This window comes from Chitinilyticum aquatile DSM 21506 (assembly GCF_000430805.1).
Taxonomy (GTDB): domain Bacteria; phylum Pseudomonadota; class Gammaproteobacteria; order Burkholderiales; family Chitinibacteraceae; genus Chitinilyticum; species Chitinilyticum aquatile.
The window spans coordinates 16,618-40,863 of sequence record NZ_AUMS01000014.1; the positions used below are offsets into that span (position 1 = coordinate 16,618).

Below are 24,246 nucleotides of genomic sequence, written 5' to 3' on the forward strand. Positions count from 1 at the left end.
TCCTTCTTAGCGCCAGGGGCGCGAGTAGGCGCCGAGAGTCTGCTGGTGACCTTCGGATACCTTGGTCAGCGCGTCCTGCCAGGCCGGCTTGACCGAATAGTGGGCATCGCCGGCGGCGTCGATGGCGGCGCGCAGGGTGGCGGTGACTTCGGCGGTGTAGGCGGGGCTGCGCTGGCGGCCTTCGACCTTGATGGCACTGACGCCGATTTTCATCAGCTCCGGCAGGATGGAGAGGGTATTGAGGCTGGTCGGTTCTTCCAGGGCATAGTAGGTATCGCCTTCTACCTCAAAGCGACCCTTGCATAGCGTCGGATACCCTGCGGGTTCACCGGCTTCGAACTGGTCGATCAGGATGTCGTTCAACCGGGTTCGCATGCGCTGGCCCTCGGGCTCCCAGCGCACGAAGCCGGCTGGCGAGCACACGCCGTGGGTGTTCGGCGACTGGCCGGTGGCGTAGCTCGACAGGATGCAGCGCCCCTCGGCCATCACGCACAGGCTGCCAAAGCCGAACACTTCGATTTCCACCGGGGTATTCTTGATGACGTACTCGACCTGCGGCAGCGTCAGCACGCGCGGCAGCACGGCACGGGAAACCCCGAAACACTCGTGGGCCATGTTGATCGCAGCGAAGTTGGTGGCCGAGCCCTGTACCGACAGATGGCGGCGCAATTGCGGATGGGTTTGATACGCGTAGCTCAGCAAGCCAAAATCGGCGAGAATAACGGCATCTGCACCGATTTCCGCGGCACGATCGACCGATTTGCGCCATTCGGCCACGCGGCCGGCCTGTGCGTAGGTATTGATGGCGATGAGGATTTCGCGACCATGCCGGTGTGCGTAGGCGATGCCCTCCGCAAGCTGCTGGTCGGTGAAGTTCAGTCCGGCGAAGTTGCGGGCATTGGTGGCGTTCTTGAAGCCGACATACACGGCGTCGGCGCCGCGATCGACGGCGGCTTTCAGGGCCGGCAGGCTGCCGGCAGGGCAGATCAACTGGGGTTTGCGGGGCATGACGGGGCAGCTTTCATCAGGGCTGGAATGGCCTGAGCTTAGAGGCCGGCAGGCGCGCAGACTTTAACGCAGGTCAAATCTGCACCAGTCGCAAGCCGCGCCATTAGTCGTAAACGGGATAGCCATGCGGGCTATTGACAGGGCACAATGGCGGATTGCTTATTTGATTCCGGCTGCAGCAAAGGAAACGGCGCGCACCCGGTCAATATGCCGGATGCACGCCCGAATAACGGCGAAGCCCCTTGCCTCTGCCGTGTTGTCTGGGCTGGCTTCAGGCCGCCCGTTCTTTGAAAGAGGGGTGCTACTTGCCTGTCAGAGTAAGGCCGTAGCGGTAACGCTGCTTTAATCCAGGTCAAGCTGACGGCACTTGGCCCGGGGAAACAGGATTGTTCATGGCGGAAAGACTGCATGGTCATTTCCCCGCCAGGCCGGCATGCTGCCAGTGCCACCGGAATTTTGGCTATTTTTGATTGACGGGCACAGCCCGCAAGCACGGAGAAAACACACGATGAATATTGCAATGATCGGCCTGGGCAAGATGGGCGGCAACATGGCACGCCGTTTGGCACGCGGTGGTGCAACCGTGTTCGGCTTTGATGTCAGTGCGGCAACCCGCGAACAGCTCAGTGGCGAATTTGCCAATATCCGTACGTTTGCGTCGGTTGCCGACACCATTGCCGCCATGCCCGCCCCGCGCGTGATCTGGCTGATGCTGCCGCACGGTGAAATCAGCGAAAACACCCTGACCGAACTGAAGGGGCTGCTGAGCGCCGGTGACGTGGTTGTTGACGGTGCCAATGCGCTGTACAAGGACAGCCAGCGCCATGGCGCGGAGCTGGCCGAGGCCGGTCTGGAATTTGTCGATGCCGGTGTTTCCGGTGGCGTATGGGGTCTGGCCAACGGCTACACCATCATGCTCGGCGGCAGCAAAGACGCTGTTGCCAAGGTGCAGCCCTTTGTCGAACTGCTGGCCCCGGCCGCCGATCGCGGCTGGCTGCATTGCGGCCCGGTGGGTGCCGGTCACTACACCAAGATGGTTCACAACGGTATCGAATACGGCATGATGCAGGCCTTCGCCGAAGGCTTTGCGCTGCTGAAAGCCAAGGAAGAGCTGGAGCTGGACGTCGCCGAAATCGCCGAAGTCTGGCGTCACGGTTCGGTGGTGCGCTCCTGGCTGCTGGATCTGACGGCTGATTCGCTGGCCAAGGACAAGGAACTGGGCGAGCTGCAGCCGTTCGTGCCGGATTCCGGCGAAGGCCGCTGGACTGTTCTGGAATCGGTCGAGCTGGGCGTTCCGACCCCGGTGATCGCCGGCGCGCTGTATGCGCGTTTCGCCAGCCGTGGCAATGACGATTACGGCATGAAGCTGCTGCAGATGATGCGCAATGCTTTCGGTGGCCACGCTATTGCCAAGAAGTGATTGCGGCTCTGTCATAGCCGGGCAATAGCTGCCCGGCTGGCAACAAAAAGCCCTGCATCTGCAGGGTTTTTTGTTGGGTATGTCATTGCAGCCCTTTTTATTAAAGATTTTTGGTGATATACCTGGTTGTGTATTCTAGGTGGGGCTGAGTGCCGGGTTGGCGCTTTCGGCCGGATTGAGGCGGTCACCCAGGCTGGCGAGGGAGCTCATGACTTCCTGCAATGCTTCTTCAAACTGGCTGACCTCGTGTTCGAGATCAGCCTTGCCGCTGGCCGCAGCGTGTTCGAGCGTTTCGGCATGGCTCGCCAGCCGTGGTGCACCCAGATAGCGGCCGACCGATTTCAGCGAGTGTGCCAGCCGTTCCACTTCGGACAACTGACCGCTTTGCAGAGCCTGACGGATGTCATGTGCGGTATCGGCGTGATTGTTCATGAAATTGCGCAGCAATACGATGAAGCGCTCGGGTTTCAGCCCGACCTGATGATAGCCGTAGTCCAGATCCAGTCCCGGCAGCGTCGGCCAGCTCGTGTCTTGCCCTGCAACGGCCTGCTGCAGCTTGACGGAGCGGCTCGGGTCGAGCCAGCGGCTCAGCACGGCGTAGAGCTGTTCCGGACGGAAGGGCTTGGGGATGTGGTCGTTCATGCCGGCAGACAGGCAGCGCTCGCGGTCGCCCAGCATTGTGTGCGCCGTCATGGCGATGATGGGCAGATCGCGCAAGCGCTTGTGCGAGCGGATGTGGCGCGTGGCAATGAAGCCGTCCATTTCCGGCATCTGCAGATCCATCAGTACCGCGTGATAGCGTGATTGCTGCACGCGCTCGATGGCCACCAGGCCGTTCTCGGCGTAATCGACGTAGATGCCGCAGGCCTGCAGCAATTCTTCGGCAATCTGGCGGTTGATCGGGTTGTCTTCCACCAGCAGCACGCGCTTGCCGGCCAGCGGGTTGTCATCCTGCACCGGCTGGGCGAGAACGGGTGGCGGGCTGTGTCCGTGCAGTGCGGTGAGCGGCGCATCCTGGTCGGCGAGGTCGAAATCCAGCGTGAACAGGAAAGTGCTGCCTTCGCCCGGTGTGCTTTCGACGCTGATTTCGCCACCCAGCATGTGTACCAGTTCGCGGCAGATGGCCAGGCCCAGACCAGTGCCGCCATAGCGGCGGGCAATCGATTCGTCCGCCTGCGTGAAGGCCTGGAAGAGATCGGCCTTGTGTTCGTCGGCGATGCCGATACCGGTGTCGGTGACGGCAAAGCGCAGCGATACCTGTTCCCCGTCGCGCTCAAGGCAGCGCACCTGCATGGTGATGCTGCCGCTGGCGGTGAACTTGATGGCATTGTTGCCCAGATTGAGCAGAATCTGCCGCAGGCGCAGCGGGTCGCCCATCAGATGGCGCGGTACATCGTCGGCGATATCGATTTGCAGGCGCAGATTCTTGCCGGCGGCCTTCAGCGAGAGGATGTTGACGAGCCCCTTGAGCAGGTCGTCCAGATCGAAGTGCAGGTATTCGATGCCAAGCTTGCCGGCCTCGATTTTCGAATAATCCAGTACATCGTCGATGACGCCCAGCAGCGCATCGGTGGCGTGCTGGATCTTGATGACATAATCCTGCTGCTTGTCGTTGAGCGCGGTCTGGTTCAGCAGGTTGGCGAGGCCGATGATGGCGTTCATCGGCGTGCGGATTTCATGGCTCATGCGGGCGAGAAAGTCCGATTTCACCCGGTTGGCTTCTTCGGCCTGCCGCGCGACCTCCTTCAGGCTGTTCATCCATTTGACGACCATGTGGTAGCCGAGGAAGGACATGGCAACCAGCAGCGTACCCATCACCCAGTACACGGCCAGCGACGAGCTTTCCGCCATGGTGGCGACCGTCTGCCAGTCCACATTGCTGCCGGGCTGGCTGGCGGCTGCCGCTGCGTGGTGGCTCAGGTAGAACGACAGGCTCAGAAACAGAAATACGCCGCCCATCATCAGTGCCGTAACCAGCAGGAGCGCATTCTTGTTCAGCGACAGGGTGTGGTTTTGCCGGTTTTTCAGCAGTGCCTGGTCGCGCCAGCGTGCCACCCGGGTGCTGCACAGCGCCATCGGCGGTGCGACGGTGAGCATCAGCTGCAGGAAGCCGCCCACCCACCAGCCTTGCCAGATGGCAAATGCGTCCTTGATGCCCAGGCCGTTGGTGTACACCCAGATCAGCGCACCCAGCGAACTGAAGATCGCACAGAAAAATGCCAGCAGCGTGAAGAGCAGGATATTGCTCAGCCCGCGGGCGTTGTAAACCTGGATGACATGGTAGGTGACGGCAAATGCGGCAAAACCCAGCGGATCGGCAAAGGAGAAGACCAGTCCCCAGCCCAGTGGCATGCCGGAATACAGTGCGCTCGCCAGGGTGGCAATGAAGGCGGGGATGGCGCCCCACCAGAAACCGAACCAGATGCTCCACAGCAGGCAAAGCGTCAGCGGCGGGTAGAAGGTCGCGAAAATCTGGTAGCCGCCAATATCGAGCGGCACACCGAACCATTTCAGCTCCGTACAGACGATGGAGAGGCTAATCCCGAGCAGGAGCGAGAACAGCCACAGGCTGCCCAGCCCCCAGCGCTGTGCGGGCGAAGCGTAGTGATAGGCATCGGTAAAGGGGACGGGCTGGAAAAGGCCGGCGGGTGTGGTGATTGCGGAGGTAACCGGAGTCGTCATGTCATGCCCTTTCTGTAGGCACTTTTACATTTGCAATCGTATTTCATTCAGTCTGAGTAAGTGCTGGGCAATAATATGTCATCAGGCGGGTGTTTTGTCGATTTTCATCCTTGTTCTTGCAACAAAAAAGCCCGGCGGAGCCGGGCTTTGGGGCTGGCATGGCTGCCTTACAGCGCATCCTGCGGGTTGTTGGCGTGCAGGCGACTTTCCAGTTCGGCGATGCGCCTCTCCAGCTCGGAGAGCTTTTCGCGGCTGCGAACCAGGATTTCCTGCTGCGTTTCGAATTCTTCGCGGGTGACGAGATCCATTTTGGTGAAGGCGCTGGACATCATGGCGCGCACATTCTTTTCCACATCCTTGGCCGGACTGGCTGCAATGACGTCGGAGATCTTTCCGGCGATTTCATCAAACAGTTTTTCCTTCAGCATGGGGTGCTCCTGACAGGTGTTCGGGGTTGACCGACTTGCAGTGTAGCAGAGCATCCCGTTTTTTCGTCGCCGCACCATGCTGGTGCGCAGGGTGTTCCGCGCAGTCTGCTGCTGCGCCATTGCAGTGCTGTCCAGGTGATTTGTTTGTGCAAGTGCATGATTATTATTGAAATAATAGTCTGGCACGCTTCCTGCTAAACAGTCCGTGTCCGAATCCAGTACAGGGAGCACCAGCATGAAATTCGTTTCCGCCATCATCAAACCCTTCAAGCTCGATGAAGTGCGCGAAGGTCTGTCGGCCATCGGTGTGAATGGCCTGACCGTCACCGAAGTGAAAGGCTTCGGCCGCCAGAAAGGGCACACCGAGCTGTATCGCGGTGCCGAGTATGTCGTCGATTTTCTGCCCAAGGTGAAAGTGGAAGTCGCCGTCGCCGACGAGCTGCTCGAGCAGACAATCGAAGCCATCGAGAAGGCTGCCAATACCGGCAAGATCGGCGACGGCAAGATTTTCGTATTCGATCTGCAGCATGTCGTGCGCATCCGTACCGGTGAAACCGGCGACGCCGCACTCTGACCAGAACAAGCCAATCAGGAGAATGAGCATGATGAAGAAACTACTCGCCGCCTGCGCTCTGGCAGCGGCAATGCTGGGCGTAGCTCCGGCCTGGGCGGATGACAGCGCCAGCGCGGCATCTACAGTTGAAACCCTTGCTGCTTCAGTGGTGGCCGATGCTTCGGCTCCGGCTGTCGCTCCGGCCGCCGCCAGCGAAGCCGTTGCTGCTGCTGCGCCGGCCGCCCCCACCGTGACAATCAACAAGGGCGACAACAGCTGGCTGATGGTCTGCGCCGCACTGGTGGTCCTGATGTCCATCCCCGGCCTGGCGCTGTTCTACGGTGGCCTGGTACGCAGCAAGAACATGCTTTCCGTGCTGATGCAGGTATTCACCGTGTTCTCGCTGATCAGCGTGCTGTGGGTGATCTATGGCTATTCGCTGGCGTTTACCGAGGGCAATGCCTTCTTCGGCAGCTTCTCCAAGCTGTTGCTGAAAGGCGTGACGCCGGATTCGATTGCCGCGACCTTCAACAAGGGCATCGGGGTATCCGAGTTGATCTACGTGGCCTTCCAGGGCGCGTTTGCCGCCATTACCTGCGGTCTGATCGTCGGCTCCTTTGCCGAGCGCATCAAGTTCTCGGCCGTGCTGGTGTTCTGCGTGATCTGGTTCACCTTCTCCTATATCCCGGTTGCCCACATGGTGTGGTACTGGGCTGGCCCGGATGCGTACACCAGCGCAGATGCGGCTGCAGCCGCGACCAAGACCGCAGGCTTCCTGTTCCAGGACGGTGCGCTCGACTTCGCTGGCGGGACCGTCGTGCACATCAATGCCGCGATTGCCGGCCTGGTGGGTGCGTACTTTGTCGGCAAGCGCGTTGGTTACGGCCGTGATGCCATGACCCCGCACAGTCTGACCATGACCATGATCGGTGCCTCCCTGCTGTGGTTCGGCTGGTTCGGTTTCAACGCCGGCTCCGCGCTGGAAGCCAACGGCACGGCCGCTCTGGCCTTCATCAACACCTGGGCGGCTCCGGCTGCGGCGGCGCTGTCCTGGACCATTGCCGAATGGTGCCTGAAGGGCAAGCCCTCGCTGCTGGGCGCGGCATCCGGCGCGGTGGCAGGTCTGGTCGTGATTACCCCGGCTGCCGGTTTTGTCGGTGTCGGTGGTGGCCTGATCATGGGCCTGATCGCCGGTGTGGCGGGTCTGTGGGGCGTGCATGGCCTGAAGCGCCTGCTGGGCGCCGATGACAGCCTGGACGTGTTCGGCGTGCATGGCGTGTGCGGGATTCTGGGGGCGCTGCTGACCGCGGTGTTTGCCAGCCCCGATCTCGGTGGCACCGGTGTGTGGGACTATGTTGCCAACGGCGTGGCTTCGGGTTATTCGATCTGGGGTCAGCTGAAGATCCAGGCCATCGGCGTCGTGCTGACCATTGTCTGGTCCGGCGTGGTGGCAGCGATTGCCTACAAGCTGGTTGATCTGGCTATCGGCCTGCGCGTGAAGGAAGACGAAGAACGCGAAGGTCTGGATGTCACCAGCCACGGCGAAAAGGCCTACAACATGTAAGCAGCAAGCGCGCTGCAACGAACAAAACCCGCCTCTCGGCGGGGTTTGTTTTATGCATTGCCATGTATATGCATGCAGCCATTTATTGTGAAAGGCTGCAGGTAAATACCCTTGCTAGTTTGGCCGTGTTGCGGTTTCGAGTTCGGTGAGCCAGGCCAGCGCCTCCTGACGATTGCTGCCGCACATCTCTGCGGATGGCTGCAGGCCGCTGCAACAGGCCGGGCGCCCCGGCTGGCCGAAAATCCGGCAGCGCAGCTCGTCGTCGAGCTGCGCACAGGCGACTCCCGCCGGTTTGCCGTGCGGATGGCCGGGAATGGGGCTGGAAATCGAGGGTGCGGTGCAGCACGCGCCACAGTGGGGTCGGCAATCCATGATGGTTCCACAGACAGAAAGTCCGGCATGGTAGCGTGTTCGTCGACCGGGTGCAGGGCCATTCGGCCAGCGGCCAGGCCTAGCCGTTGCTGCTGCGCTGCGCCGGATGGGGCGTGGCCGTTTTCGGGAAGGGTACCGCTCCGTGCCAGTCCGCCTCGCGTTCGCAGGCAGAGCTGGCTTCGTCCAGCAATTGCGCCAGCCTGGCATGCTCAGCAGGTACCAGATCCAGTGCCGTTTTGCCCGCGTGGTTTGCCTGCAGCGGACTGGCGCCGAATTCCAGCAGGCGCAGTACGGTACCGACATGGCCATTGGCCGCCGCCTTGTGCAGGGCACTCCAGCCATCAGCGCTGACGGCGTTGACGCCGGCACCCTCGCGCAGCAGCAGCGCACAGGCGCGCTCTTCACCGCGACTGGCGGCCAGCATCAGTGGCGTGATGCCCTTGTCACTGCGAACGTTGGGATTGATGCCATGGCCGAGCAGCAGGGCCATCACCGGCACATGGCCCTGCAGGGCAGCCCAGTGCAGGCCCTGATAGCCGTCCGAATCACAGGCGCTGGCGCTGGCATTCTGCTGCAGCAGGCGCGCGACCTCTTCGGTGCGGCCTTGATGGCAAGCACGGATCAGTGCCGTCCAGCCTTGCTCGTCACGGCGTTCCTGGCTGGCCTGCCGGCTTGCACCAAAATGCAGCACAGTGCTGCTGTGCTTGCCTGCGGGGGCGGAATCCGTTGCCGAAAACCGTGTGGGGGCAGACGGGATGGTGTGCATGTCCGGTTCTCCCGCCCACGGGTCGCTCTCATCCGCTGTGGCCCCCGACAATGCAGCCCAGGCAATCGACAGGCGCATCAGTTCCTGTCCGACTTCGGGCGGAAAACCCTGGCGGCCCGGCTGCTCCATGATGATCAATTCATCGAGATAGCCCGTCAGCGCGTCGCTTCCCCAGCGCTCGGCAATGCGCTCGGCAATGTGCGGGTAGCGTTGCTGCAATTCATGCGGCACCAGTTCCGGATGGCCGATGGCAGTGAGAAGCGCGCTGAGCTGGGGCAAGGGAGTACTCCGGAGGTTTGGCGGGATATGCCAAAAGAGTACCGGCCCGGCCTCCACGCTTCTGTGGAGGAATGCCTGCCGCCGTCGTTAAAAATACCTTTGCAGCCGCAATGGCGGGCGTCGATGCAGGCATAATCGCAGCTTCCCGTCAGCATTTAGCGAGGTTTCCATGCAAGCCCGTCTCAGCCTCATTACCCTCGGTGTTGCCGATCTGCCGGCGGCTAGGGCGTTCTACCAGCGGCTCGGTTTCAGCGAACTGCCGGAAAGCCAGGAGAGCGTGGCCTTTCTGCGCCTGCAGAATGGCCTGCTGCTGTCCCTGTACGGGCGGGCCGCGCTGGCTGAGGATGCCGGTGTGCCGGACGATGGCCAGGGCTTCCCGCGTTTCAGCCTGGCGCACAATGTGGGCTCGCCGGCGGAAGTGGATGCCGTGCTGGCCGAGGCTGTCGCGGCGGGCGCCAGGCTGGTCAAGGCTGGCCAGTCCGTTTTCTGGGGGGGGTATAGCGGCTATTTCGCCGATCCGGACGGCTTTCTGTGGGAGGTGGCGTTCAATCCCTTCATGGATCTCACCGGAGCTGCGGCATGAGCAATCTTCGCCGCATGCAGGAAAGCGACCTGCCGCTGATCGCCCGCCTGTTCCGGCAGACCTTCAATGCGCCGCCGTGGAATGACGAGTGGCGCGATGATGCCCATGCGCAGCGCTATCTCGCCGGTCTGTTTGCCAACCCGCAGGCGCGCTGCTGGGTGCTGCTCGATGGCGGCAAGCCCTGCGGTGCGCTGTTCGGGCACCGGCGTGACTGGTGGAGCGGCGACGAATGTTTCATCGATGAATGCTTTGTCATTCCTGGCCTGCAGGGCAACGGCCTTGGCCGCGTGCTGGTCGATGGCGTGCAGGACGAACTGCGCGCGGAAGGCGTGGAACTGCTGTCGTTGCTGACCATACGGCAGTTGCCGGCGGCCGGGTTTTACCGGCATCTCGGCTTCCAGGCACAACCGGACTGCCATCTGTTCTGGCGGCGCTGATCCGGCGGCGAATGCAAAAAGACCGTGCCTGCTGGCACGGTCTTTGTCATTGCGGCAGTGCTTGGCCGGAAGTGGATCAGGCCGGGGAGAGTTTGCAGCCGCACTCGCCGCAGAATGCGGCGTGAGCCTCGTTGCCGGTCTTGCATTCCGGGCAGGCAACGCTGGCTGTCTGGCTGACAGCCGGAGCCGGAGCCGGAGCCGGAGCCGGAGCGGCTGGCTTGGCTACCGGTTTGCTCTCTGCCGGGGTTGTAGCAGGTGCCGGAGCGGCTGCTGTAGCCGCCGCAGCCGCTACCGGTACGGCCGGAGTCACGGTCGCAGCCGGAGTGGCGGCCTTTGCCGTTTCGGTCTTGGCGGCCGGTTTGGTGGCCACCGGGGTTACGGCCGGAGTACCTTCCAGTGCCATGCGGCTGGCGCGGGTGTTGCGCTCGATCTGTACCAGGATCGGAATCAGCATGGCCACGATGAAGGCGATCAGCGAGCCCAGCGCCACGGTGATACCGGAAATGCGCTCGACCTGGGCGACCTGTTTGGCGGCAGCCGTCTGCGAGAGGCTGTTATTGAAGCGGGCGAAGTAGTACTCGCTCAACTGGTCGGGTGTCTGGTCTGTAAACTGGCCGCTCTTGCGGTAGTACTTGAGGCCGTCTTCCAGAAAGTCTTCCCAGCCATCCAGCAACTGGCCGCGGCGATCCTCCGGGATATTCACCAGTGCGCGGATCACGTTTTCGGTCGTGATCTCCTTCACGCCATAGGTCTTGATGATTTCCAGAATCTGCTCGCCGTACTTGGTGTTCAGCTTGACAATTTCTTCCTGCGCCGCCACGTCACTCTGGGCGCGGCTGAAGCTGCGCAGTTCGCCTTCTTCCTGCACCTTGGCGAAGTCCGGCACCTTGAACGAATCACCCGTGCGAGACACCACATAGCCCATCGCGCCAAGAAAACCCAGCAGCGCCAGGATGGCAAAACCGATGGCGGTAATCTGGCCGGCGCGCATCAGGAAAAGGGTGAAGCCGGAGGCCTGTGGAACTGCTTGGTTACTCATGGTGTTGTCCTGGGTAAGTGTGCTGATGATATGGAATGGAAAGACCGGTCCGGTTTAGCGGTGCTTGCCCGGTTCGGGGCGCTGCTCGCTCTGCTGCCTGCATTCCGGTTCATCCGGGCGCTTGAAGCAGAGATCCAGCCGGCAGGCTTCGACCTTGAACATATTGCCCTTGCGGCCGCATTCGGCGTAACGCGCGGAGAAGGTGTTCTGTGCCTGTGTCGGCTGCGGTGTCGGTGCAGGCGTTGGCAGCGGCGTGGGTTCCGGAGTCGGCGCCTTGGTCGGCGTCGGGCGCGGAGCCTTGGTCGGTTTCGGGCTGGGCTTGGGGGTCGGCGTGGTGGCAGCTGTGCTGGCTGGGGTAGCTGCACTCGCACTTTCTGCCGCACTGGCCTGGCTGGCCGCCTGGGCCGCTGCGGCGGCGCTGGCGATCGAGGCGTCTGAGCCCTTGGGGTGCAGTACTTCGACGACACTGCTGGCGGCCGAGGCGGTGGCCGGCGCCGAGGCAGCCGGTTTGCTCAGCGCACGATAGGCAAAGTAGCCGCCAATACCCAGGACAATCATGGCCAGCAACAGGGCGCCCAGCAGCAGCATCACGCCGGTATTGCTCTTGGTGGGGGCTGGTGTGGCTGCTGCTTTGGCTGTGGCAGCCTTGGGTTTGACCGAGGCCAGTGGTGCCGGGCTTTCCGGCGGTGGCTTGATGGTTTCCGTAGCAGCAGGCGCGCTATCCGGCGTATCTGCCTTGAAGCCAAGTTTGGCCCAGGGGTCGCTGTTGTCGGTTGTGGTACTGGTGCTCGTGGCCGGTTCGGATTCGGTTGCGGTAATGGCCGGAGCGGGCTCTGCCGGTGCTTCCGCTGCCGGTGTGGCCGGTGCAGCGGCGGGGGTTGCTGGTGCTGCAGGCTGAACAGTTGGTGGTGCGACTTCGGCGGGCTGCATGCGGGTGCCGCAGGCCTTGCAGAATTTGCTGCCCAGCGCATTGGCTGTCGAACAGGAAGGGCACTTGCAGGTCAGTGCCGTGCCGCATTTGGCGCAGAACTTGGCGTTATCGGGATTCTCGTGTTGGCATTGCGGGCACTGCATGATGTTCTCGACGGGTATTGACGAATAGCCGCCATTACAATTGCTTTCAATATCCTTATCAATGAATTGAGTCACATCGCGGTTTTTCTGTATTGAAATTGCGACTGAATCTGTCTTTTGGGCCGGTTTCACTCCGGCCGCCCCCCCGGCGCTACAATCCGCCCATTGCATTTCGCGAGGTGAACCATGGATTTCCAGCACTGCCCCCATGCCTTCCTTGCCGGCCAGTGGCATTCCGGCACGCAGACTTTTCCCGTGTTCAACCCTGCCGATGGCACGCAGCTTGCCTGCGTGACGGCGACATCGCTTGAAGATACCCTCAGCTGTATTGATCTGGCGAATTCGGCTTTCAAGGGCTGGCGGCAGATACCTGGCAAGCAGCGAGGCAAGATACTGGCCCGCTGGGCGGATCTGCTGCTGCAGAACCAGGATGAGCTCGCCCGCGTGCTGACGAGCGAGCAGGGCAAGCCGCTGGCGGAGGCACGCGGTGAAATCGCTTATGCCGCCAGTTTTCTCGACTGGTTTGCCGAGGAAGCACGGCGCATCCGTGGCGACATTCTGCCGTCGCCATTGGCGGGGCAGCGCATTCATGTCCAGCATGAGCCGGTCGGCGTATGCGCCGCGATCACACCGTGGAATTTCCCCGCCGCGATGATTACCCGCAAGGCTGGCGCGGCGCTGGCCGCCGGCTGCACGATGGTGGTAAAACCGGCCAGCCAGACGCCGCTGACCGCACTGGCGCTGGCCGCGCTGGCGCACGAAGCCGGCGTACCGGCTGGCGTGTTCAGCGTGCTGCCCGGTCGCGCCGATGTGGTCGGCGCCGAACTCGCACGCAACCCATTGATCGCCAAACTGTCCTTTACCGGCTCGACGGCGACCGGCCGGGCACTGATGGCCGCATGTGCGCCGACCCTCAAGCGCCTGTCACTCGAACTGGGCGGCAATGCGCCGCTGATCGTGTTTGATGATGCCGATCTGGATGCCGCCGTTGACGGTGCGCTGATTGCCAAATTCCGCAATGCCGGCCAGACCTGCGTCTGCGCGAACCGGATTTATGTGCAGGATGGTATTTACGAGGCGTTTGCCAGGCGCTTTAGCGAGCGCGTTGCCGCGCTGAAGGTCGCGCCGGGGCTGGAAGAAGGCAGCCAGATTGGGCCGTTGATTGATACCGCAGCGCTGGCGAAAGTGCAGGAGCACATTGCCGATGCGCTCGCCAACGGCGCTGAACTACTGACCGGAGGCGCGCCCCATGCCTTGGGCGGCACCTTTTTTCAGCCGACCGTACTCGGTAATGTCAGCGATGCGGCGCTGATCGCGCGCGAGGAAACCTTTGGCCCGGTGGCGCCACTGTTCCGTTTTGCTTCCGAGGGCGAGGTGGTTGCCCGCGCCAATGCCAGCGAATTCGGCCTGGCGTCCTATCTGTTCAGCCGCGATCTGGGTCGGGTGATGCGCGTGGCCGATGCGCTGGAAAGCGGCATGGTCGGCATCAATACCGGGCTGATCTCCAACGAGGTCGGTCCCTTTGGCGGCGTCAAACAATCCGGTTTCGGCCGCGAAGGATCGGTATACGGCATCCACGATTATCTGCAGACCAAATACCTCTGCATCAGCTCCTGAAACGAACAGCCCCGCAAAAGCGGGGCTGGATGGGATGATGCCTGAAGGTTACCGGATCAGCGTTGCGACATCCGGCTGGTTTTTGTCCACAGTTCGGCCATGGTTTGCAGTTTGCGGATCAGCTTGCTCATCATGAATCTCCTTGGTGTTGGTGATCTCATCCTAGGCTTGCTACCGCACGGCGAATAGCGGAAAAGTACCGGCCGAATGTGTGAAAAATATCGCAATAACAATGAGTTGTGGCTGTGTGGTGTGGCGGTGCTGGCGCAGGTGGCTACGCCGCGCCGCCACACTCGGGCACAATGGCGGCCTGATCCCTGCCTGCCGGAACCATCATGAGCCCAAGCCTGCTCCTCGCCCTGCAAACCGAAACTGCTGCCACCGGGCTGCCGACCGAAGCGCAACTGCGCACCTGGGCCGGGGCCGCGCTGCAGGCGGGTGTTGCTGACGCAGAAATCACCATCCGCATCGTCGATGCCGATGAAGGCCGGCAGCTCAACCGCGATTACCGCGGCAAGGATTACGCCACCAATGTACTGACCTTCACCTTCGACGACGACATGCCGGCGATTCCCGGCCTGCCCCTGCTGGGCGACATCGTCTTCTGTGCACCGGTGGTCGAGCGCGAAGCGGCTGAACAGGCCATCAGCCTCGAAGCGCACTACGCGCACCTGACGGTCCATGGCGTGCTGCATCTGCAGGGCTTTGATCATCTGGACGACGACGAGGCCGAGGAAATGGAGGCGCTGGAAACCAGAATTCTGGCTGTACTTGGATACGGTGATCCCTATGCCTCTGAGAAGCTTTAGATAAAAGGGCTGGGTTTGTATACCTGCGGTTTTTTGTTTGTGAATTCCTGGCTTTCCGAATGCTGGTGATCCCGGCCTTAATCTGCTCTGGCATTGCGCGGATTGAAGGCTGTAAACCGCGGTGAATCGAAAGCATTAGCAGGCATTAATAAGGGTGTTGAAGTAGTGCAGCCGGGCGGCGTAGACTGGTTTGTATACGATACGGCGGAGAAGAGTGATGGCTTCACTGGAAGACATCCTGCAGCTAATCGGCAATGCGGATTTTCATCCACAGGAATTGCTGACACGCTTTCCGCGTATCGCCAGCCAGATCGCCCAGCGCTGGGGGCAGCCGGATCTGGATGCCTATTTCGACGAACTGCTGATCATGGATAAGCCTGACCGCATGGGTTTCCCGCCTGAGGTTGCGGCCGAACTCATGAAGCTTTCCCTTATCCACCAGCAGCATCTGGGCCGAGCCACTCAGACCGGGGTCTGGGATGATGAGCGGGAGATCGATACCGGTGATGCGATCTCATTCACGCCACGCGGAGGGGGCAGCAATCTGGCGCTGGAAGCCGTACGCACCGGCAATGTCGCCGGCCTGATTCAGGCGCTCGACAAGCACCGACAATTGCTCGAAGTGGCGGATGAACAAGGCTATACCCCCTTGCTGCAGGCCGCATGCAGTGGCCGGCTCGAAGTGGTCGGCTTGCTGCTGGAGCGCGGAGCCAGCGTAGTTGCCGGTGATCGTGACGGCTACCAGCCCCTGCACTGGGCTGCGTTGTGCGGGCATACTTCGGCCATGCATCTGCTGCTGGACTATGGCGCGCAGGCCGATGCCCGCAGTCACAAGGGAATAACGCCGCTGATGCTGGCAGCCAGTCGTGGCATGGAAAAAGCCGTGCTGCTGTTGCTGCATGCTGGAGCCACTGTCGGTGCAATCAGTAGCGAAGGCTGGTGTGCTCTGCACAAATCGGCCGCGAATGGACACATTGGCGCCAGCTTGCGCCTGCTGATGGCGGGAGCCAACCCACTTTACCCGACTCCCGAAGGCAAGTTGCCGATTGATCTGGTCCCACCAGATAATCACCGCCTGCGCGAGTTGTTCCTGGACGCTGAACGGCGCATTGCCAGCACGCTGCGCCAGAGCTGATTACCGTTCAGCTGCCCGCTGCAAACCGACCGGGCTTAATCCATCAGCTGTCGGTACAGATACACCAGTACCCGGGCAAGCTCTTCAGCCGTCTGTTCCTGTGCGGTGTTGCCGCTGTGGCCGCCGCCGGCGGTCTCAAAAAGCAGCGCCGGCTGACCGAGCGCGTGCAGCTTTGCCACCATCTTGCGCGCGTGCGCGGGGTGGACGCGGTCGTCCTGCCGGCTGGTGGTGAACAGTGCCTTCGGGTAGCGGACTTCGCTTGCCGGGGCGATGTGGTGGTAGGGTGAATAGGCGGCAAGCGCTGCGCCCTCGATCTCGTCGTCCGGGTCGCCGTATTCGTCGAGCCAGCTGGCACCGGCGTGCAGCTCGGGATAGCGCAGCATGTCCAAGAGCGGCACCTCGCAGACCACGGCGTTGAACAGATCCGGGCGTTGCACGAGGCAGGCGCCGACGAGCAGGCCGCCGTTGCTGCCGCCCTCGATACCGAGCCGGCGCGGGCAGGTGATGCCGCGCGCGATCAGGTCCTCGGCCACCGCGATGAAATCGTCGAAGCTGGTCTGGCGTTTTTCGCGCAGCGCCGCTTCGTGCCAGGCCGGACCGAATTCGCCGCCGCCGCGAATATTGGCGAGCACGAAGGCGCCGCCCTTTTCCAGCCACTGGCTGCCGAAGTTGTCGAGGTAGTAGGGCATCATCGGCAGCGCAAAACCGCCGTAGCCATACAGAATGGTCGGGGTATTGCCGTCCAGCTCTCTGCTTTTTTTGCCTACGATGAAATACGGGATGGAGGTACCGTCGCGGCTGCGCGCGTGGTACTGCTCGGCCGCGTAGTCGTCGCTGGCAAAGGCGGCAGGTTGCTGGCGCAGGCATTGCGGGGCGGCGTCGCTGTTGATTTCATAGCGGTACAGCCCGGCCGGGGTGAGGAAATCGCTGTAGTTGTAGACCAGTACGTCCGATTGCCACGGCTGGTCGACAAATTCGATCACGCCGCCGGTCGGCAAGGGGTTGGGCGTGGGCTGCCAGTTGCCGCAATCAGGGCGGAAGGTCAGCAGGCGGCTTTTCACGCTGTCGATCAGGATGACAGCCAGGCCGTTCCGCGTGGCTTCGAGCATTTCCACAGCCTGCTCGGCAGTGGGCGCGATCAGGCACTGTGCACGACCGAATTCGGCGGTCTGCGCATCGCAGGCCAGCGCGATCAGGCTGCCGGCGCGGAACAGTTCGCCGCTGTAGCGCCAGTCGACGTCGAGCTTGATCAGCAGGTCGCCGTGGCTGTAGGCCTCGATGTCGCAGCGTGCCGGCAGGCGCAGTTGCGTGAGTTCGCAGTCCGCATTGATGTGGAAATAGGCCTTCTGATAGAAGCTCTGTGAAGCTTCGATGATGTCGAATGGCGTGGCGTCGCCATCCAGAAAGCGCCAGGCGGACACCATCATCGCGTCCGTGGGCAGCACGATCAGCGATTGCGCGTCTTCCCAGTGCTGCCCGCGCTGCAGGAGCACCGCTTCGCGCGAGTAGCCGGCTTCCGTTACCTGGTCTTCATCCCACGCCGGGCAGACAAACACGCTGTCCGGGTCGCGCCAGCTGATTTCGCTCTTGGCGAGCGGAAAGGCAAAGCCGCCGGCGACAAAAGCCTGCGCGTCGAGATCGTATTCGCGGCACACCGTGGCGTCGCTGCCGCCGGGTGACAGCGAAACCAGGCAGCGTGCGGGCGCCAGCGTGCAGTGGTCAACGCCATCGAGAAACCAGTCGACGCCTTCGGCGGCCGCCAGCGCGTCGATGTCGAGCACGGTCTGCCAGACCGGCTCGGTCGCCTGATAGCCGGCAAGCGTGGTGCGGCGGTAAATGCCGCGCGGGTTGTCGGCACTCTGGTGAAAGTTGTAGAGCCAGCCGCCGTGCTCGGAAAAATACGGAATCTGCCGTGTGTCGCGGAAGTTGGCCAGGATGTCGGTGCACAGCCCGGCAAAACGCGGATCGCCATCCAGCTCGGCGCGGGTGGCGCTGTTCTGCTGTTCGACCCAGGCCAGCACGGCGGGGGAGTCGAGGTCTTCGAGGTACTGGTAGGCGTCGGTCACGGCGGGCTCGGGCGGGCGGAGAATGGCAGATGCGCGATTATGCGCAATAAAGTGCGGCAGGTTAATCAGGCTTCATCGCAGGTATTGGCCTCAATCCCTTTTTTCTGAATCGCTACCGGTGAATACGGGGCACTGTATTGATTCATCGGGTGCGGTGCTCGCCCCGCTGAAATCCGGTTCGGATTTGCGCCACAGCCAGATGGCAACACCGGACATCAGTAGCCCGACGGGGATTAGCAAGAGGGGGTCCCAGTGCATGATCCAGCCGATGCTCAGCCAGCCGGCCAGCATGCCGCCGGCGGCGAAGCACTTGCCGCGCCGGCTGATTTCGCCGCGCAGGAGCCAGGCTTCGACATGGCGGCCGGCGCCGGGAATGGCGAACAGCCTGGCCTGCAGCGCGGGCGAGGCGTGGCCGAAGGCCCAGGCCGCGACAATCCAGAAAATGACGGTCGGCAGCACCGGCAGGAAAGCGCCGATCAGCCCGGTGATGAAGGCCGCGTGCCCGAGTGCCAGGAGGGCATAGCGGGCCGGACGGGAAAGCTGGCGGGCAGGGGGCAGGGGCATGGCGGCGGGCCCGAAAGTCTGCGGATAGCAGCAGTATCGGCCAGTGCGCCAGTCCGTGCCAGTGCCGGCCCGGCGAGCTGCCGCGCAGACGGGCTGTGCGTTACCGGCATGTTGCCGGCCATTGCGTGCAAGAAGGTGTTTTTTGCCACGCCGGGCAGACAGTGGCGCAATACAATTTCCATTTTCTTCGGGTATGATTGAAAGCCTCTTCATTACCGGACTGCACCCCGCCTCATGGACGATTCCTCTCCGATGCAGCAGAAAGCCAGCTGGCTCGAACGCCTGACCCACTTTCTGCTGCGCGAACCGGAAAACCGTGGCGAACTGATCGAAGTTCTCCACTCTGCCTTTGAACGCCATCTGCTCGACAGCGATGCCCTTGCCATGATCGAGGGCGTGCTCAATGTCGGCGACATGCAGGTGCGCGACGTGATGGTGCCGCGCGCCCAGATGGACGTGATCGACATCGACACGCCGCCCAGCGAATTCATCCCCCACGTCATTGAAACCGCGCATTCGCGTTTCCCGGTCGTTGACGGCGACAAGGACAACGTGATCGGCATCCTGCTGGCGAAAGACCTGCTGCGCTATTACGCGCTCGATGCCGATTTCAACATGCGCGACATGCTGCGCCCGGTGGTGTTCATCCCCGAGGCCAAGCGGCTCAATGTGCTGCTGAAGGATTTCCGCAACAACCGCAACCACATGGCGATTGTCGTGGATGAATACGGTGGCGTGTCCGGTCTGGTGACCATCGAAGACGTGATGGAGCAGATCGTCGGCGACATCGAGGATGAATACGATGACGATGATGACGAAGACAACATCATCGCCGACCGCCGCGGCCGCTGGCGCGTGAAGGGTGACACCGAAATCGGTGATCTCAACGAGGCGCTGGAAGCAAAGTTCGACGAGGATGAATTCGACACCGTCGCCGGGTTGGTGATCGGCCAGTTCGGCCGCGTCCCCAAGCGCGGTGAAACAATTGCCTTCGATGGCTACCAGTTCCAGGTGCTGCGCGCCGACAGCCGCCGCGTGCATTCGCTGCTGCTCGAACGCCTGCCGGAACGCCAGACCCGTCAGCCCGACGAGGTCGAGGATTGAGCGCAGTGCAGTCGGGCCTGCCGGAGCGGGCCGGCCTGCTGACGCGTTTGCAGGCGTTGCCGCTGTGGCAGGTAGCCTTCCTGCTGGCGGCGTGCGGCGCGCTGGGCGTGTTTGCACTGGCCCCGCTGGGGCTCTTCCCTTTGGCCTGGCTGGTGCTGGGCTTACTGTTCGCGGTCTGGCGCGGCGAGGTTCGCCCGGGGCGAGCCGCTGCGCTCGGTTTTGCCTGGGGGCTGGGGTATTTCCTCGCGACCATTCACTGGGTTTATATCAGCCTGCATACCTTTGGTGGTATGGCGGCCTGGCTGGCGCTGGTCTGCACCACACTGTTTGCGGCGTATCTGGCACTGTTTCCGGCCGTGGCGGGAGCCTTGGCCGGCTGGCTGCAGCGCAAGCGACCGGGGGCGCTCAGTTTCTGCCTGGGCGTGCCGGCGTTGTTTGTGCTGGCTGAAGGCCTGCGTGGCTGGCTGTTTACCGGTTTTCCGTGGGCCGGCATCGGCTACAGCCAGTTGCCCGTTCTGGGGGGCTGGCTGCCATTGACGGGCAGCTTCGGCGTGACGCTGCTGCTCGCCATCACGGTTTCTGTCGTGCTCTGGCGCTGGCGCGCGGGGCTGCTGCTGGCCGGTGTGCTGCTGCTCGGCAGCTGGGGGCTGGCGCACGTACGCTGGACGCAGCCGCAGGGTGGGCCGGTGGCGGTGAGCCTTTTGCAGGGGAATATTCCCCAGAATATCAAATGGGTGCGCGAGAACTACTTGCTCAGCCTGCAGGTCTACCGTGACCAACTCGCTGCCGCGCGCGGGCAACTGGTGGTGCTGCCGGAAACGGCCATTCCTTCGTTTCTGGCGCAGACACCGCCCGAGTATCTGGCTGAACTGCGCACGATTGCCGCCAAACAGGGCAAGGACGTGCTGCTGGGTATTGCGCTGGAAGGCGAGACGCCCGGTGCGTATTACAACGGCGTGGTGCGGCTCGACCAGCCGCAGCTGACGCAGTACCGCAAAAGCCATCTGGTGCCCTTTGGCGAATATGTGCCGGTGCCCGCTCTGTTCGGCTGGCTGTACCGGTTCATGAGCATTCCGCTCGACGGCTTCTCGGCCGGGATCGACCCGCAGGCGCCTTTTGCGCTGGGTGGCGGCAAGGTGGCGGCGAATGTCTGCTACGAGGATATTTTCGGCAACGAATTCCGCGTCAATGCCGCCAATGCGACGCTGCTGGCCAATTTTTCCAATCTCGCCTGGTTTGATGGTTCATGGGCGGCCGAGCAGCAATTGCAGATGGCTCAAGTCCGCGTGCTGGAAAATGGCCGGGAGCTGGTGCGTGCCACCAATACCGGTGTGACGGCGGTGGTCGGTATCGACGGCAGCGTGCGTGATCGCCTGCCCGCCCGGACGCGCGGTATTCTGGAAAGCCGTGTTTGGCATTACACTGGCGCCACGCCGTACCAGCGGCTGGGCGACTTACCCGTCTGGCTGTTGCTGCTTATTGGGGTATGTGTTTGCATCCTTCGTAAATCAAAGCATGTGGATTGATACATTGAAGAGTATATGGATCAGCCTGTGCCTGCTGCTGATGATTGCCGCAGGCGCGCAGGCCAGCGAAGTCGCGCAGCAGGCGCAATCGCGCAAGCTCAGTACGGAGCAGAAAGCCAGGACGCCGGCCAGCAAGGACGCGGCCCAGGCAGCTGCACCCTCGGTACAGGTGCTGGCGGTGGGTGATTCGCTGATGGGGGGCGTCGCCCAGATGCTGGCCTGGCGCATCAAGCGCGATGGCCGCAGCGACATGCAGCTGATCGACCGCCACAAGCTCAGCACCGGCCTGGCGAATACGCGCTTCTACGACTGGCCTGCCCAGCTGGCCACGCTGGTCAGCGAGAAAAAACCGGAAGTGGTGTTGATCATGCTGGGTGCCAATGATGCATCGATGGGGCTGCGCGAAAACGGCAAGACCTATGCCTATGGATCAGAAGGCTGGCGCGCGGCCTATCGCCAGCGTACCATGCAGATGATCACACTGGCGCGCGCTGATGGCGCGAGCGTGATCTGGATTGGCCTGCCGCAAATGGCCAAGCCCGAGTACAGCGCGCAGATCCAGATGCAGAATGCGATTTACGCGCAGGTTGCGCATGAGGCTGGCATTCCCTTTATCGATAGCGCCAGCCTGCTGGCCGACGATAAGGGGGCGTATGCGGCCAGCATCACCGAGCAGGGCAAGACCGTATCGCTGCGCGCCAAGGACGGTGTTCATCTGGCACCCAGGGGCGGCGACATCCTGGCCCGTGCGACGCTTGCCAAACTGGGCAGTACCGAGCGCGTCGCGTTGCGTTAGCGCAGCAGCAGCCCGCACAGGAAGCCGCATGCATTGCGGCTTTTTTTGCGGCTGGTGTAAACTGGCGACTCAAGAAAGATTTGTGATGGCGGAAAGTAAAACGGCAGGGTTGCCGCATGTTTGCAATGAACGGCGCGCATACTGTCCGCTTCCCGCCAGGCCACACCGTGACGAGGACATACTGACGATGCATCGCAGCAACAGCCCCAGCACCTTTCTCTCGGTCGAGCAGGACAAGACCGCCTCCGCCAACGACAAGGCCGTTCTGGTCGCCAACAAGGACCGCCTCAACGCCCTGCGCGAACGCCGCCGCGATTTCGCCGAAAAACAGGAAGTCGACCGCCAGAGCCGGGAAGTCTGGCAGTGTTGACATGTATATGAACAGAGCCATTGATATTCAATGGCTCTGTTCATATGGGGTGTATCGTATTGGTTAGGCCTTCGGCTTTGCCGCTTTCTGCGTGATGCAGGTCCCCGCAATGGAATCCTGCAGCAGTTGCCGGTCAGTCCTTAGCCATGCCCATAGCCAGGGCAGCACGACCAGCCCGCTGGCAATCCAGGCAAGCGGCAGCCACTGTGGGGCGTGGCGGGCGAGCAGCCAGCATGGCAATGCCGGGACATAGCACAGGCTGGCAACCACAAAACGTATGATGCTTTGCCGCAAGGCCGGTCTGCCGCCGTGCCGGTTATCCAGTTGCAGACGCCAGGTTTTCATCGCCAGCGTCTGGCCGCTGCGATTCCAGCAAAAGATGAAATAAGCACCCGTCAGCACAAACAGCCAGACAAAATGCAGTGCTTGCGCCAGGACGTTGCCAGAGAGTGCGGTTACGCCCTGCCCGGTCAGCAGCTGGAACAGGCCCTGATACACGCCGGACAAGACGAGAATCACGGCGCCGGTCAGCAGCATTTCGTAGATGAAGCTCAGGAGGCGGCGCCACCAGCCAGCGCCTGGCGGGCTGGATAAATTGTTGCGTGTGTCGGTCATGGTTCTTGGGATTGGTGGTTGCGATGGCGATGTCTGGCGCCATCAGGTTCGGAGGCATGGCGTTGCTGACGAACTTCGCGCAGGATGCGTTCGCGTTCCTGTGGCGGCAGAGCCATCAGGCGTTCATAGTTTTCCCGCGCGCGCTGGCGCTGTTCCGGTGTGAGTTCGGCCCACTGGCGGATGCGCTCGCGAAAGCGCTGCTGTTTTTCCGGTGGCATCTGCGGATAGCGGCTGGCGGCATTGGCGAACCGGTCCTGGCGCTCTTCCGGCAGGGCTTGCCATTGCGATGCCAGCGGAGCAAGCAGTTCGCGCTGCTCGGCGCTGAGACTTTGCCAGCTGGTGGCTGCGTGAGCAGACAGGGCAAGCACGAACTGGCTGGCCAGGATGACGAGGAGGCGGTGCAGGCTGGGCATTACCGTGTTTTCCGCAGGCGCTGTTCCAGCGCATCTGACAGCAGCAGGTCGGGGCCTGCCTCGCTGGTCAGCAATTCGATTTCGATATTCTGCTCGATGCGGTTGCGCTGCTGTTGCCATTGCCAGTTGCCGATCAGCGCCGCCAGCAGTGCCAGAGCCGCGGCCCAACGCCACGGATGCTCGTGCCACTGCTGCACGAGCACATGGCCGGGGCGGGTGGCATCGGGCGTACCGGTCTGCGCCAGAGCCTGCCGCCGTGCGGCTTCCAGCCCGCTGCGGATGTGCGCAGGCAGAGGCTGCTGGTCCAGTTGCCGGCAGGCACGGCGGGCCTGTTCTTCTGCTGCGGGTGAGGACGAGGTGTGCGGTTTCATAGGCTTACTCCATGGCGCGTCAGCCAGGCCGACAGGCTGGCACAGGCTCGTGAGCAGTGGGTTTTGACGCTGCCTTCCGAGCAGCCCATGACCTGGGCCGTTTCTGCCGTGTCGAGCTCTTCCCAGTAACGCAGGATGAAGGCTTCGCGTTGACGCGGCGGCAATTGTGCCAGACCGGCTTCGATCAGCGCCATGGTTCGTGCCTGTGTGCTTTCATCTTCGGGTGTGGCGGGCGAATCGGCGGTGTGGGGCAACCAGTCCAGCGGATCGGTGTCATTGTCGTCATCCGGATTCTTGCTGCGGAAGGAGGAAAACAGCGAAACCCAGAGATTGCGGACTTTCTGGCGGCGGTAATGGTCGCGGATGATGTTCTGCAGAATGCGCTGGAACAGCAATGGCCATTCCTCAGGAGGGCGCTCGGCATAGGATTCGGTCAGTCGCAGCATGGCGTCCTGCACCAGATCGAGCGCCTGGGTTTCATCCTGGGTGGCAAAGCGCGCTTGCCGATAGGCGCGCTGCTCGACCCCGGCCAGAAAATCCGACAGCGCAGCACGTGAACCCACCGGCGCTCTCCTTTATTCCTGCCGTTTCAATCGGCAGCATACTAGCAAACACCTATTGCGGGGGCGAGTAAAAACTTGCCAATCGCGCGCGC

At 62.3% G+C, this 24,246-nt stretch carries 25 protein-coding genes; 12 read left to right on the forward strand and 13 right to left on the reverse strand.

Going from position 1 to position 24,246, the window contains the following annotated elements:
* Positions 1–6 precede the first annotated feature (6 nt).
* Positions 7–1,008, reverse strand: a complete 1,002-nt coding sequence (gene ubiU / locus H559_RS0110195) for a ubiquinone anaerobic biosynthesis protein UbiU (RefSeq protein ID WP_028452630.1) — start codon at positions 1,006–1,008, stop codon at positions 7–9.
* A 508-nt stretch (positions 1,009–1,516) separates the two neighbouring features.
* Between ubiU and gnd the strand changes: the two genes are divergently transcribed.
* Complete coding sequence (gnd, locus tag H559_RS0110200; RefSeq protein WP_028452631.1) at positions 1,517–2,428, forward strand: phosphogluconate dehydrogenase (NAD(+)-dependent, decarboxylating); 912 nt, start codon at positions 1,517–1,519, stop codon at positions 2,426–2,428.
* Positions 2,429–2,563: 135 nt separating this feature from the next.
* Here the strand turns inward: gnd and H559_RS21690 are convergent, their stop codons facing one another.
* Together H559_RS21690 and H559_RS0110210 are read right to left on the reverse strand one after the other, a co-directional pair.
* Positions 2,564–5,110 carry an ATP-binding protein gene (locus H559_RS21690; RefSeq protein WP_051279256.1) on the reverse strand — a complete coding sequence of 849 codons (2,547 nt, stop codon included), beginning with the start codon at positions 5,108–5,110 and terminating at the stop codon, positions 2,564–2,566.
* A gap of 167 nt (positions 5,111–5,277) precedes the next feature.
* Complete coding sequence (locus tag H559_RS0110210; protein ID WP_028452632.1) at positions 5,278–5,538, reverse strand: accessory factor UbiK family protein; 261 nt, start codon at positions 5,536–5,538, stop codon at positions 5,278–5,280.
* 235 nt (positions 5,539–5,773) lie between these two features.
* Between H559_RS0110210 and glnK the strand changes: the two genes are divergently transcribed.
* Both glnK and amt read left to right on the forward strand, forming a co-directional pair.
* Positions 5,774–6,112, forward strand: coding sequence for a P-II family nitrogen regulator (gene glnK / locus H559_RS0110215; protein WP_028452633.1), 339 nt, complete (start codon positions 5,774–5,776; stop codon positions 6,110–6,112).
* Positions 6,113–6,140: 28 nt separating this feature from the next.
* On the forward strand, positions 6,141–7,655 hold the full coding sequence (gene amt / locus H559_RS0110220) for an ammonium transporter (RefSeq protein WP_028452634.1): 1,515 nt from the start codon (positions 6,141–6,143) through the stop codon (positions 7,653–7,655).
* 114 nt (positions 7,656–7,769) lie between these two features.
* Here amt and H559_RS19815 read toward each other — a convergent pair whose 3' ends face one another.
* The gene (locus H559_RS19815) at positions 7,770–8,027 is read right to left on the reverse strand and encodes a YkgJ family cysteine cluster protein (protein WP_034640748.1); all 258 of its coding nucleotides are present in this window, start codon (positions 8,025–8,027) and stop codon (positions 7,770–7,772) included.
* A 79-nt stretch (positions 8,028–8,106) separates the two neighbouring features.
* Positions 8,107–9,072: an ankyrin repeat domain-containing protein gene (locus H559_RS21695; RefSeq protein ID WP_051279258.1), complete on the reverse strand. Its 966-nt coding sequence runs from the start codon at positions 9,070–9,072 to the stop codon at positions 8,107–8,109.
* Between the two features lie 169 nt (positions 9,073–9,241).
* Between H559_RS21695 and H559_RS0110235 the strand changes: the two genes are divergently transcribed.
* Positions 9,242–9,655 carry a VOC family protein gene (locus H559_RS0110235; RefSeq protein WP_028452635.1) on the forward strand — a complete coding sequence of 138 codons (414 nt, stop codon included), beginning with the start codon at positions 9,242–9,244 and terminating at the stop codon, positions 9,653–9,655.
* Positions 9,652–10,092 (forward strand): GNAT family N-acetyltransferase, encoded by a 441-nt coding sequence (locus tag H559_RS19825; protein ID WP_051279260.1) that lies wholly within the window; start codon positions 9,652–9,654, stop codon positions 10,090–10,092. Before H559_RS0110235 ends, H559_RS19825 begins: the two co-directional genes overlap by 4 nt.
* Positions 10,093–10,168: 76 nt before the next feature.
* Here H559_RS19825 and H559_RS23015 read toward each other — a convergent pair whose 3' ends face one another.
* Both H559_RS23015 and H559_RS0110250 read right to left on the reverse strand, forming a co-directional pair.
* Positions 10,169–11,131 (reverse strand): zinc ribbon domain-containing protein, encoded by a 963-nt coding sequence (locus H559_RS23015; protein WP_051279262.1) that lies wholly within the window; start codon positions 11,129–11,131, stop codon positions 10,169–10,171.
* A gap of 54 nt (positions 11,132–11,185) precedes the next feature.
* Positions 11,186–12,280, reverse strand: coding sequence for a zinc-ribbon domain-containing protein (locus H559_RS0110250; protein WP_211230923.1), 1,095 nt, complete (start codon positions 12,278–12,280; stop codon positions 11,186–11,188).
* A 111-nt stretch (positions 12,281–12,391) separates the two neighbouring features.
* Here H559_RS0110250 and H559_RS0110255 point away from each other — a divergent pair, with 111 nt between their 5' ends.
* The 3 genes from H559_RS0110255 to H559_RS21705 all read left to right on the forward strand — a co-directional run bounded on the left by H559_RS0110255 (position 12,392) and on the right by H559_RS21705 (position 15,766).
* On the forward strand, positions 12,392–13,822 hold the full coding sequence (locus tag H559_RS0110255) for an NAD-dependent succinate-semialdehyde dehydrogenase (RefSeq protein WP_028452638.1): 1,431 nt from the start codon (positions 12,392–12,394) through the stop codon (positions 13,820–13,822).
* 335 nt (positions 13,823–14,157) lie between these two features.
* Entirely contained in the window at positions 14,158–14,631 is a 474-nt protein-coding gene (gene ybeY, locus H559_RS0110260; RefSeq protein WP_028452639.1) for an rRNA maturation RNase YbeY, read from the forward strand.
* A 217-nt stretch (positions 14,632–14,848) separates the two neighbouring features.
* The gene (locus H559_RS21705) at positions 14,849–15,766 is read left to right on the forward strand and encodes an ankyrin repeat domain-containing protein (RefSeq protein ID WP_051279264.1); all 918 of its coding nucleotides are present in this window, start codon (positions 14,849–14,851) and stop codon (positions 15,764–15,766) included.
* A 35-nt stretch (positions 15,767–15,801) separates the two neighbouring features.
* On the opposite strand, the gene H559_RS0110270 is transcribed toward H559_RS21705, so the two are convergent.
* Positions 15,802–17,901 carry a prolyl oligopeptidase family serine peptidase gene (locus H559_RS0110270; RefSeq protein ID WP_308417171.1) on the reverse strand — a complete coding sequence of 700 codons (2,100 nt, stop codon included), beginning with the start codon at positions 17,899–17,901 and terminating at the stop codon, positions 15,802–15,804.
* Positions 17,902–17,922: 21 nt separating this feature from the next.
* Complete coding sequence (locus H559_RS19840; RefSeq protein WP_081412993.1) at positions 17,923–18,396, reverse strand: YbaN family protein; 474 nt, start codon at positions 18,394–18,396, stop codon at positions 17,923–17,925.
* 234 nt (positions 18,397–18,630) lie between these two features.
* Here H559_RS19840 and H559_RS19845 point away from each other — a divergent pair, with 234 nt between their 5' ends.
* From H559_RS19845 to H559_RS0110305, 4 genes are all read left to right on the forward strand, one after another.
* A complete protein-coding gene (locus H559_RS19845) occupies positions 18,631–19,500 on the forward strand; it encodes a CorC family transporter (protein ID WP_034640755.1) in 870 nt (289 codons plus the stop codon).
* A gap of 5 nt (positions 19,501–19,505) precedes the next feature.
* Positions 19,506–21,026 carry an apolipoprotein N-acyltransferase gene (lnt, locus tag H559_RS19850; protein ID WP_245579364.1) on the forward strand — a complete coding sequence of 507 codons (1,521 nt, stop codon included), beginning with the start codon at positions 19,506–19,508 and terminating at the stop codon, positions 21,024–21,026.
* 4 nt (positions 21,027–21,030) lie between these two features.
* A complete protein-coding gene (locus H559_RS0110295) occupies positions 21,031–21,822 on the forward strand; it encodes an SGNH/GDSL hydrolase family protein (RefSeq protein WP_162143319.1) in 792 nt (263 codons plus the stop codon).
* Between the two features lie 187 nt (positions 21,823–22,009).
* Positions 22,010–22,192 (forward strand): hypothetical protein, encoded by a 183-nt coding sequence (locus tag H559_RS0110305; protein WP_028452642.1) that lies wholly within the window; start codon positions 22,010–22,012, stop codon positions 22,190–22,192.
* A gap of 63 nt (positions 22,193–22,255) precedes the next feature.
* Here H559_RS0110305 and H559_RS21710 read toward each other — a convergent pair whose 3' ends face one another.
* The 4 genes from H559_RS21710 to H559_RS0110325 are packed head-to-tail and all read right to left on the reverse strand — an operon-like array spanning position 22,256 to position 24,154.
* Positions 22,256–22,807: an RDD family protein gene (locus H559_RS21710; protein WP_051279268.1), complete on the reverse strand. Its 552-nt coding sequence runs from the start codon at positions 22,805–22,807 to the stop codon at positions 22,256–22,258.
* The gene (locus H559_RS21715; RefSeq protein WP_051279270.1) at positions 22,804–23,220 is read right to left on the reverse strand and encodes a DUF3106 domain-containing protein; all 417 of its coding nucleotides are present in this window, start codon (positions 23,218–23,220) and stop codon (positions 22,804–22,806) included. Before H559_RS21715 ends, H559_RS21710 begins: the two co-directional genes overlap by 4 nt.
* Positions 23,220–23,591 (reverse strand): DUF3619 family protein, encoded by a 372-nt coding sequence (locus H559_RS22665; protein ID WP_028452643.1) that lies wholly within the window; start codon positions 23,589–23,591, stop codon positions 23,220–23,222. The genes H559_RS21715 and H559_RS22665 overlap by 1 nt, the downstream gene beginning before the upstream one ends.
* Positions 23,588–24,154, reverse strand: a complete 567-nt coding sequence (locus H559_RS0110325; RefSeq protein ID WP_028452644.1) for an RNA polymerase sigma factor — start codon at positions 24,152–24,154, stop codon at positions 23,588–23,590. Before H559_RS0110325 ends, H559_RS22665 begins: the two co-directional genes overlap by 4 nt.
* Positions 24,155–24,246 lie beyond the last annotated feature (92 nt).

What these genes read in the sequence shown, in the direction of transcription:
- ubiU (WP_028452630.1), bottom strand. Translation starts at nt 1,008, where the DNA reads ATGCCCCGCAAACCCCAGTTGATCTGCCCTGCCGGCAGCCTGCCGGCC.
- gnd (WP_028452631.1), top strand. Translation starts at nt 1,517, where the DNA reads ATGAATATTGCAATGATCGGCCTGGGCAAGATGGGCGGCAACATGGCA.
- H559_RS21690 (WP_051279256.1), bottom strand. Translation starts at nt 5,110, where the DNA reads ATGACGACTCCGGTTACCTCCGCAATCACCACACCCGCCGGCCTTTTC.
- H559_RS0110210 (WP_028452632.1), bottom strand. Translation starts at nt 5,538, where the DNA reads ATGCTGAAGGAAAAACTGTTTGATGAAATCGCCGGAAAGATCTCCGAC.
- glnK (WP_028452633.1), top strand. Translation starts at nt 5,774, where the DNA reads ATGAAATTCGTTTCCGCCATCATCAAACCCTTCAAGCTCGATGAAGTG.
- amt (WP_028452634.1), top strand. Translation starts at nt 6,141, where the DNA reads ATGATGAAGAAACTACTCGCCGCCTGCGCTCTGGCAGCGGCAATGCTG.
- H559_RS19815 (WP_034640748.1), bottom strand. Translation starts at nt 8,027, where the DNA reads ATGGATTGCCGACCCCACTGTGGCGCGTGCTGCACCGCACCCTCGATT.
- H559_RS0110235 (WP_028452635.1), top strand. Translation starts at nt 9,242, where the DNA reads ATGCAAGCCCGTCTCAGCCTCATTACCCTCGGTGTTGCCGATCTGCCG.
- H559_RS19825 (WP_051279260.1), top strand. Translation starts at nt 9,652, where the DNA reads ATGAGCAATCTTCGCCGCATGCAGGAAAGCGACCTGCCGCTGATCGCC.
- H559_RS23015 (WP_051279262.1), bottom strand. Translation starts at nt 11,131, where the DNA reads ATGAGTAACCAAGCAGTTCCACAGGCCTCCGGCTTCACCCTTTTCCTG.
- H559_RS0110255 (WP_028452638.1), top strand. Translation starts at nt 12,392, where the DNA reads ATGGATTTCCAGCACTGCCCCCATGCCTTCCTTGCCGGCCAGTGGCAT.
- ybeY (WP_028452639.1), top strand. Translation starts at nt 14,158, where the DNA reads ATGAGCCCAAGCCTGCTCCTCGCCCTGCAAACCGAAACTGCTGCCACC.
- H559_RS21705 (WP_051279264.1), top strand. Translation starts at nt 14,849, where the DNA reads ATGGCTTCACTGGAAGACATCCTGCAGCTAATCGGCAATGCGGATTTT.
- H559_RS19840 (WP_081412993.1), bottom strand. Translation starts at nt 18,396, where the DNA reads ATGCCCCTGCCCCCTGCCCGCCAGCTTTCCCGTCCGGCCCGCTATGCC.
- H559_RS19845 (WP_034640755.1), top strand. Translation starts at nt 18,631, where the DNA reads ATGGACGATTCCTCTCCGATGCAGCAGAAAGCCAGCTGGCTCGAACGC.
- H559_RS0110305 (WP_028452642.1), top strand. Translation starts at nt 22,010, where the DNA reads ATGCATCGCAGCAACAGCCCCAGCACCTTTCTCTCGGTCGAGCAGGAC.
- H559_RS21710 (WP_051279268.1), bottom strand. Translation starts at nt 22,807, where the DNA reads ATGACCGACACACGCAACAATTTATCCAGCCCGCCAGGCGCTGGCTGG.
- H559_RS21715 (WP_051279270.1), bottom strand. Translation starts at nt 23,220, where the DNA reads ATGCCCAGCCTGCACCGCCTCCTCGTCATCCTGGCCAGCCAGTTCGTG.
- H559_RS22665 (WP_028452643.1), bottom strand. Translation starts at nt 23,591, where the DNA reads ATGAAACCGCACACCTCGTCCTCACCCGCAGCAGAAGAACAGGCCCGC.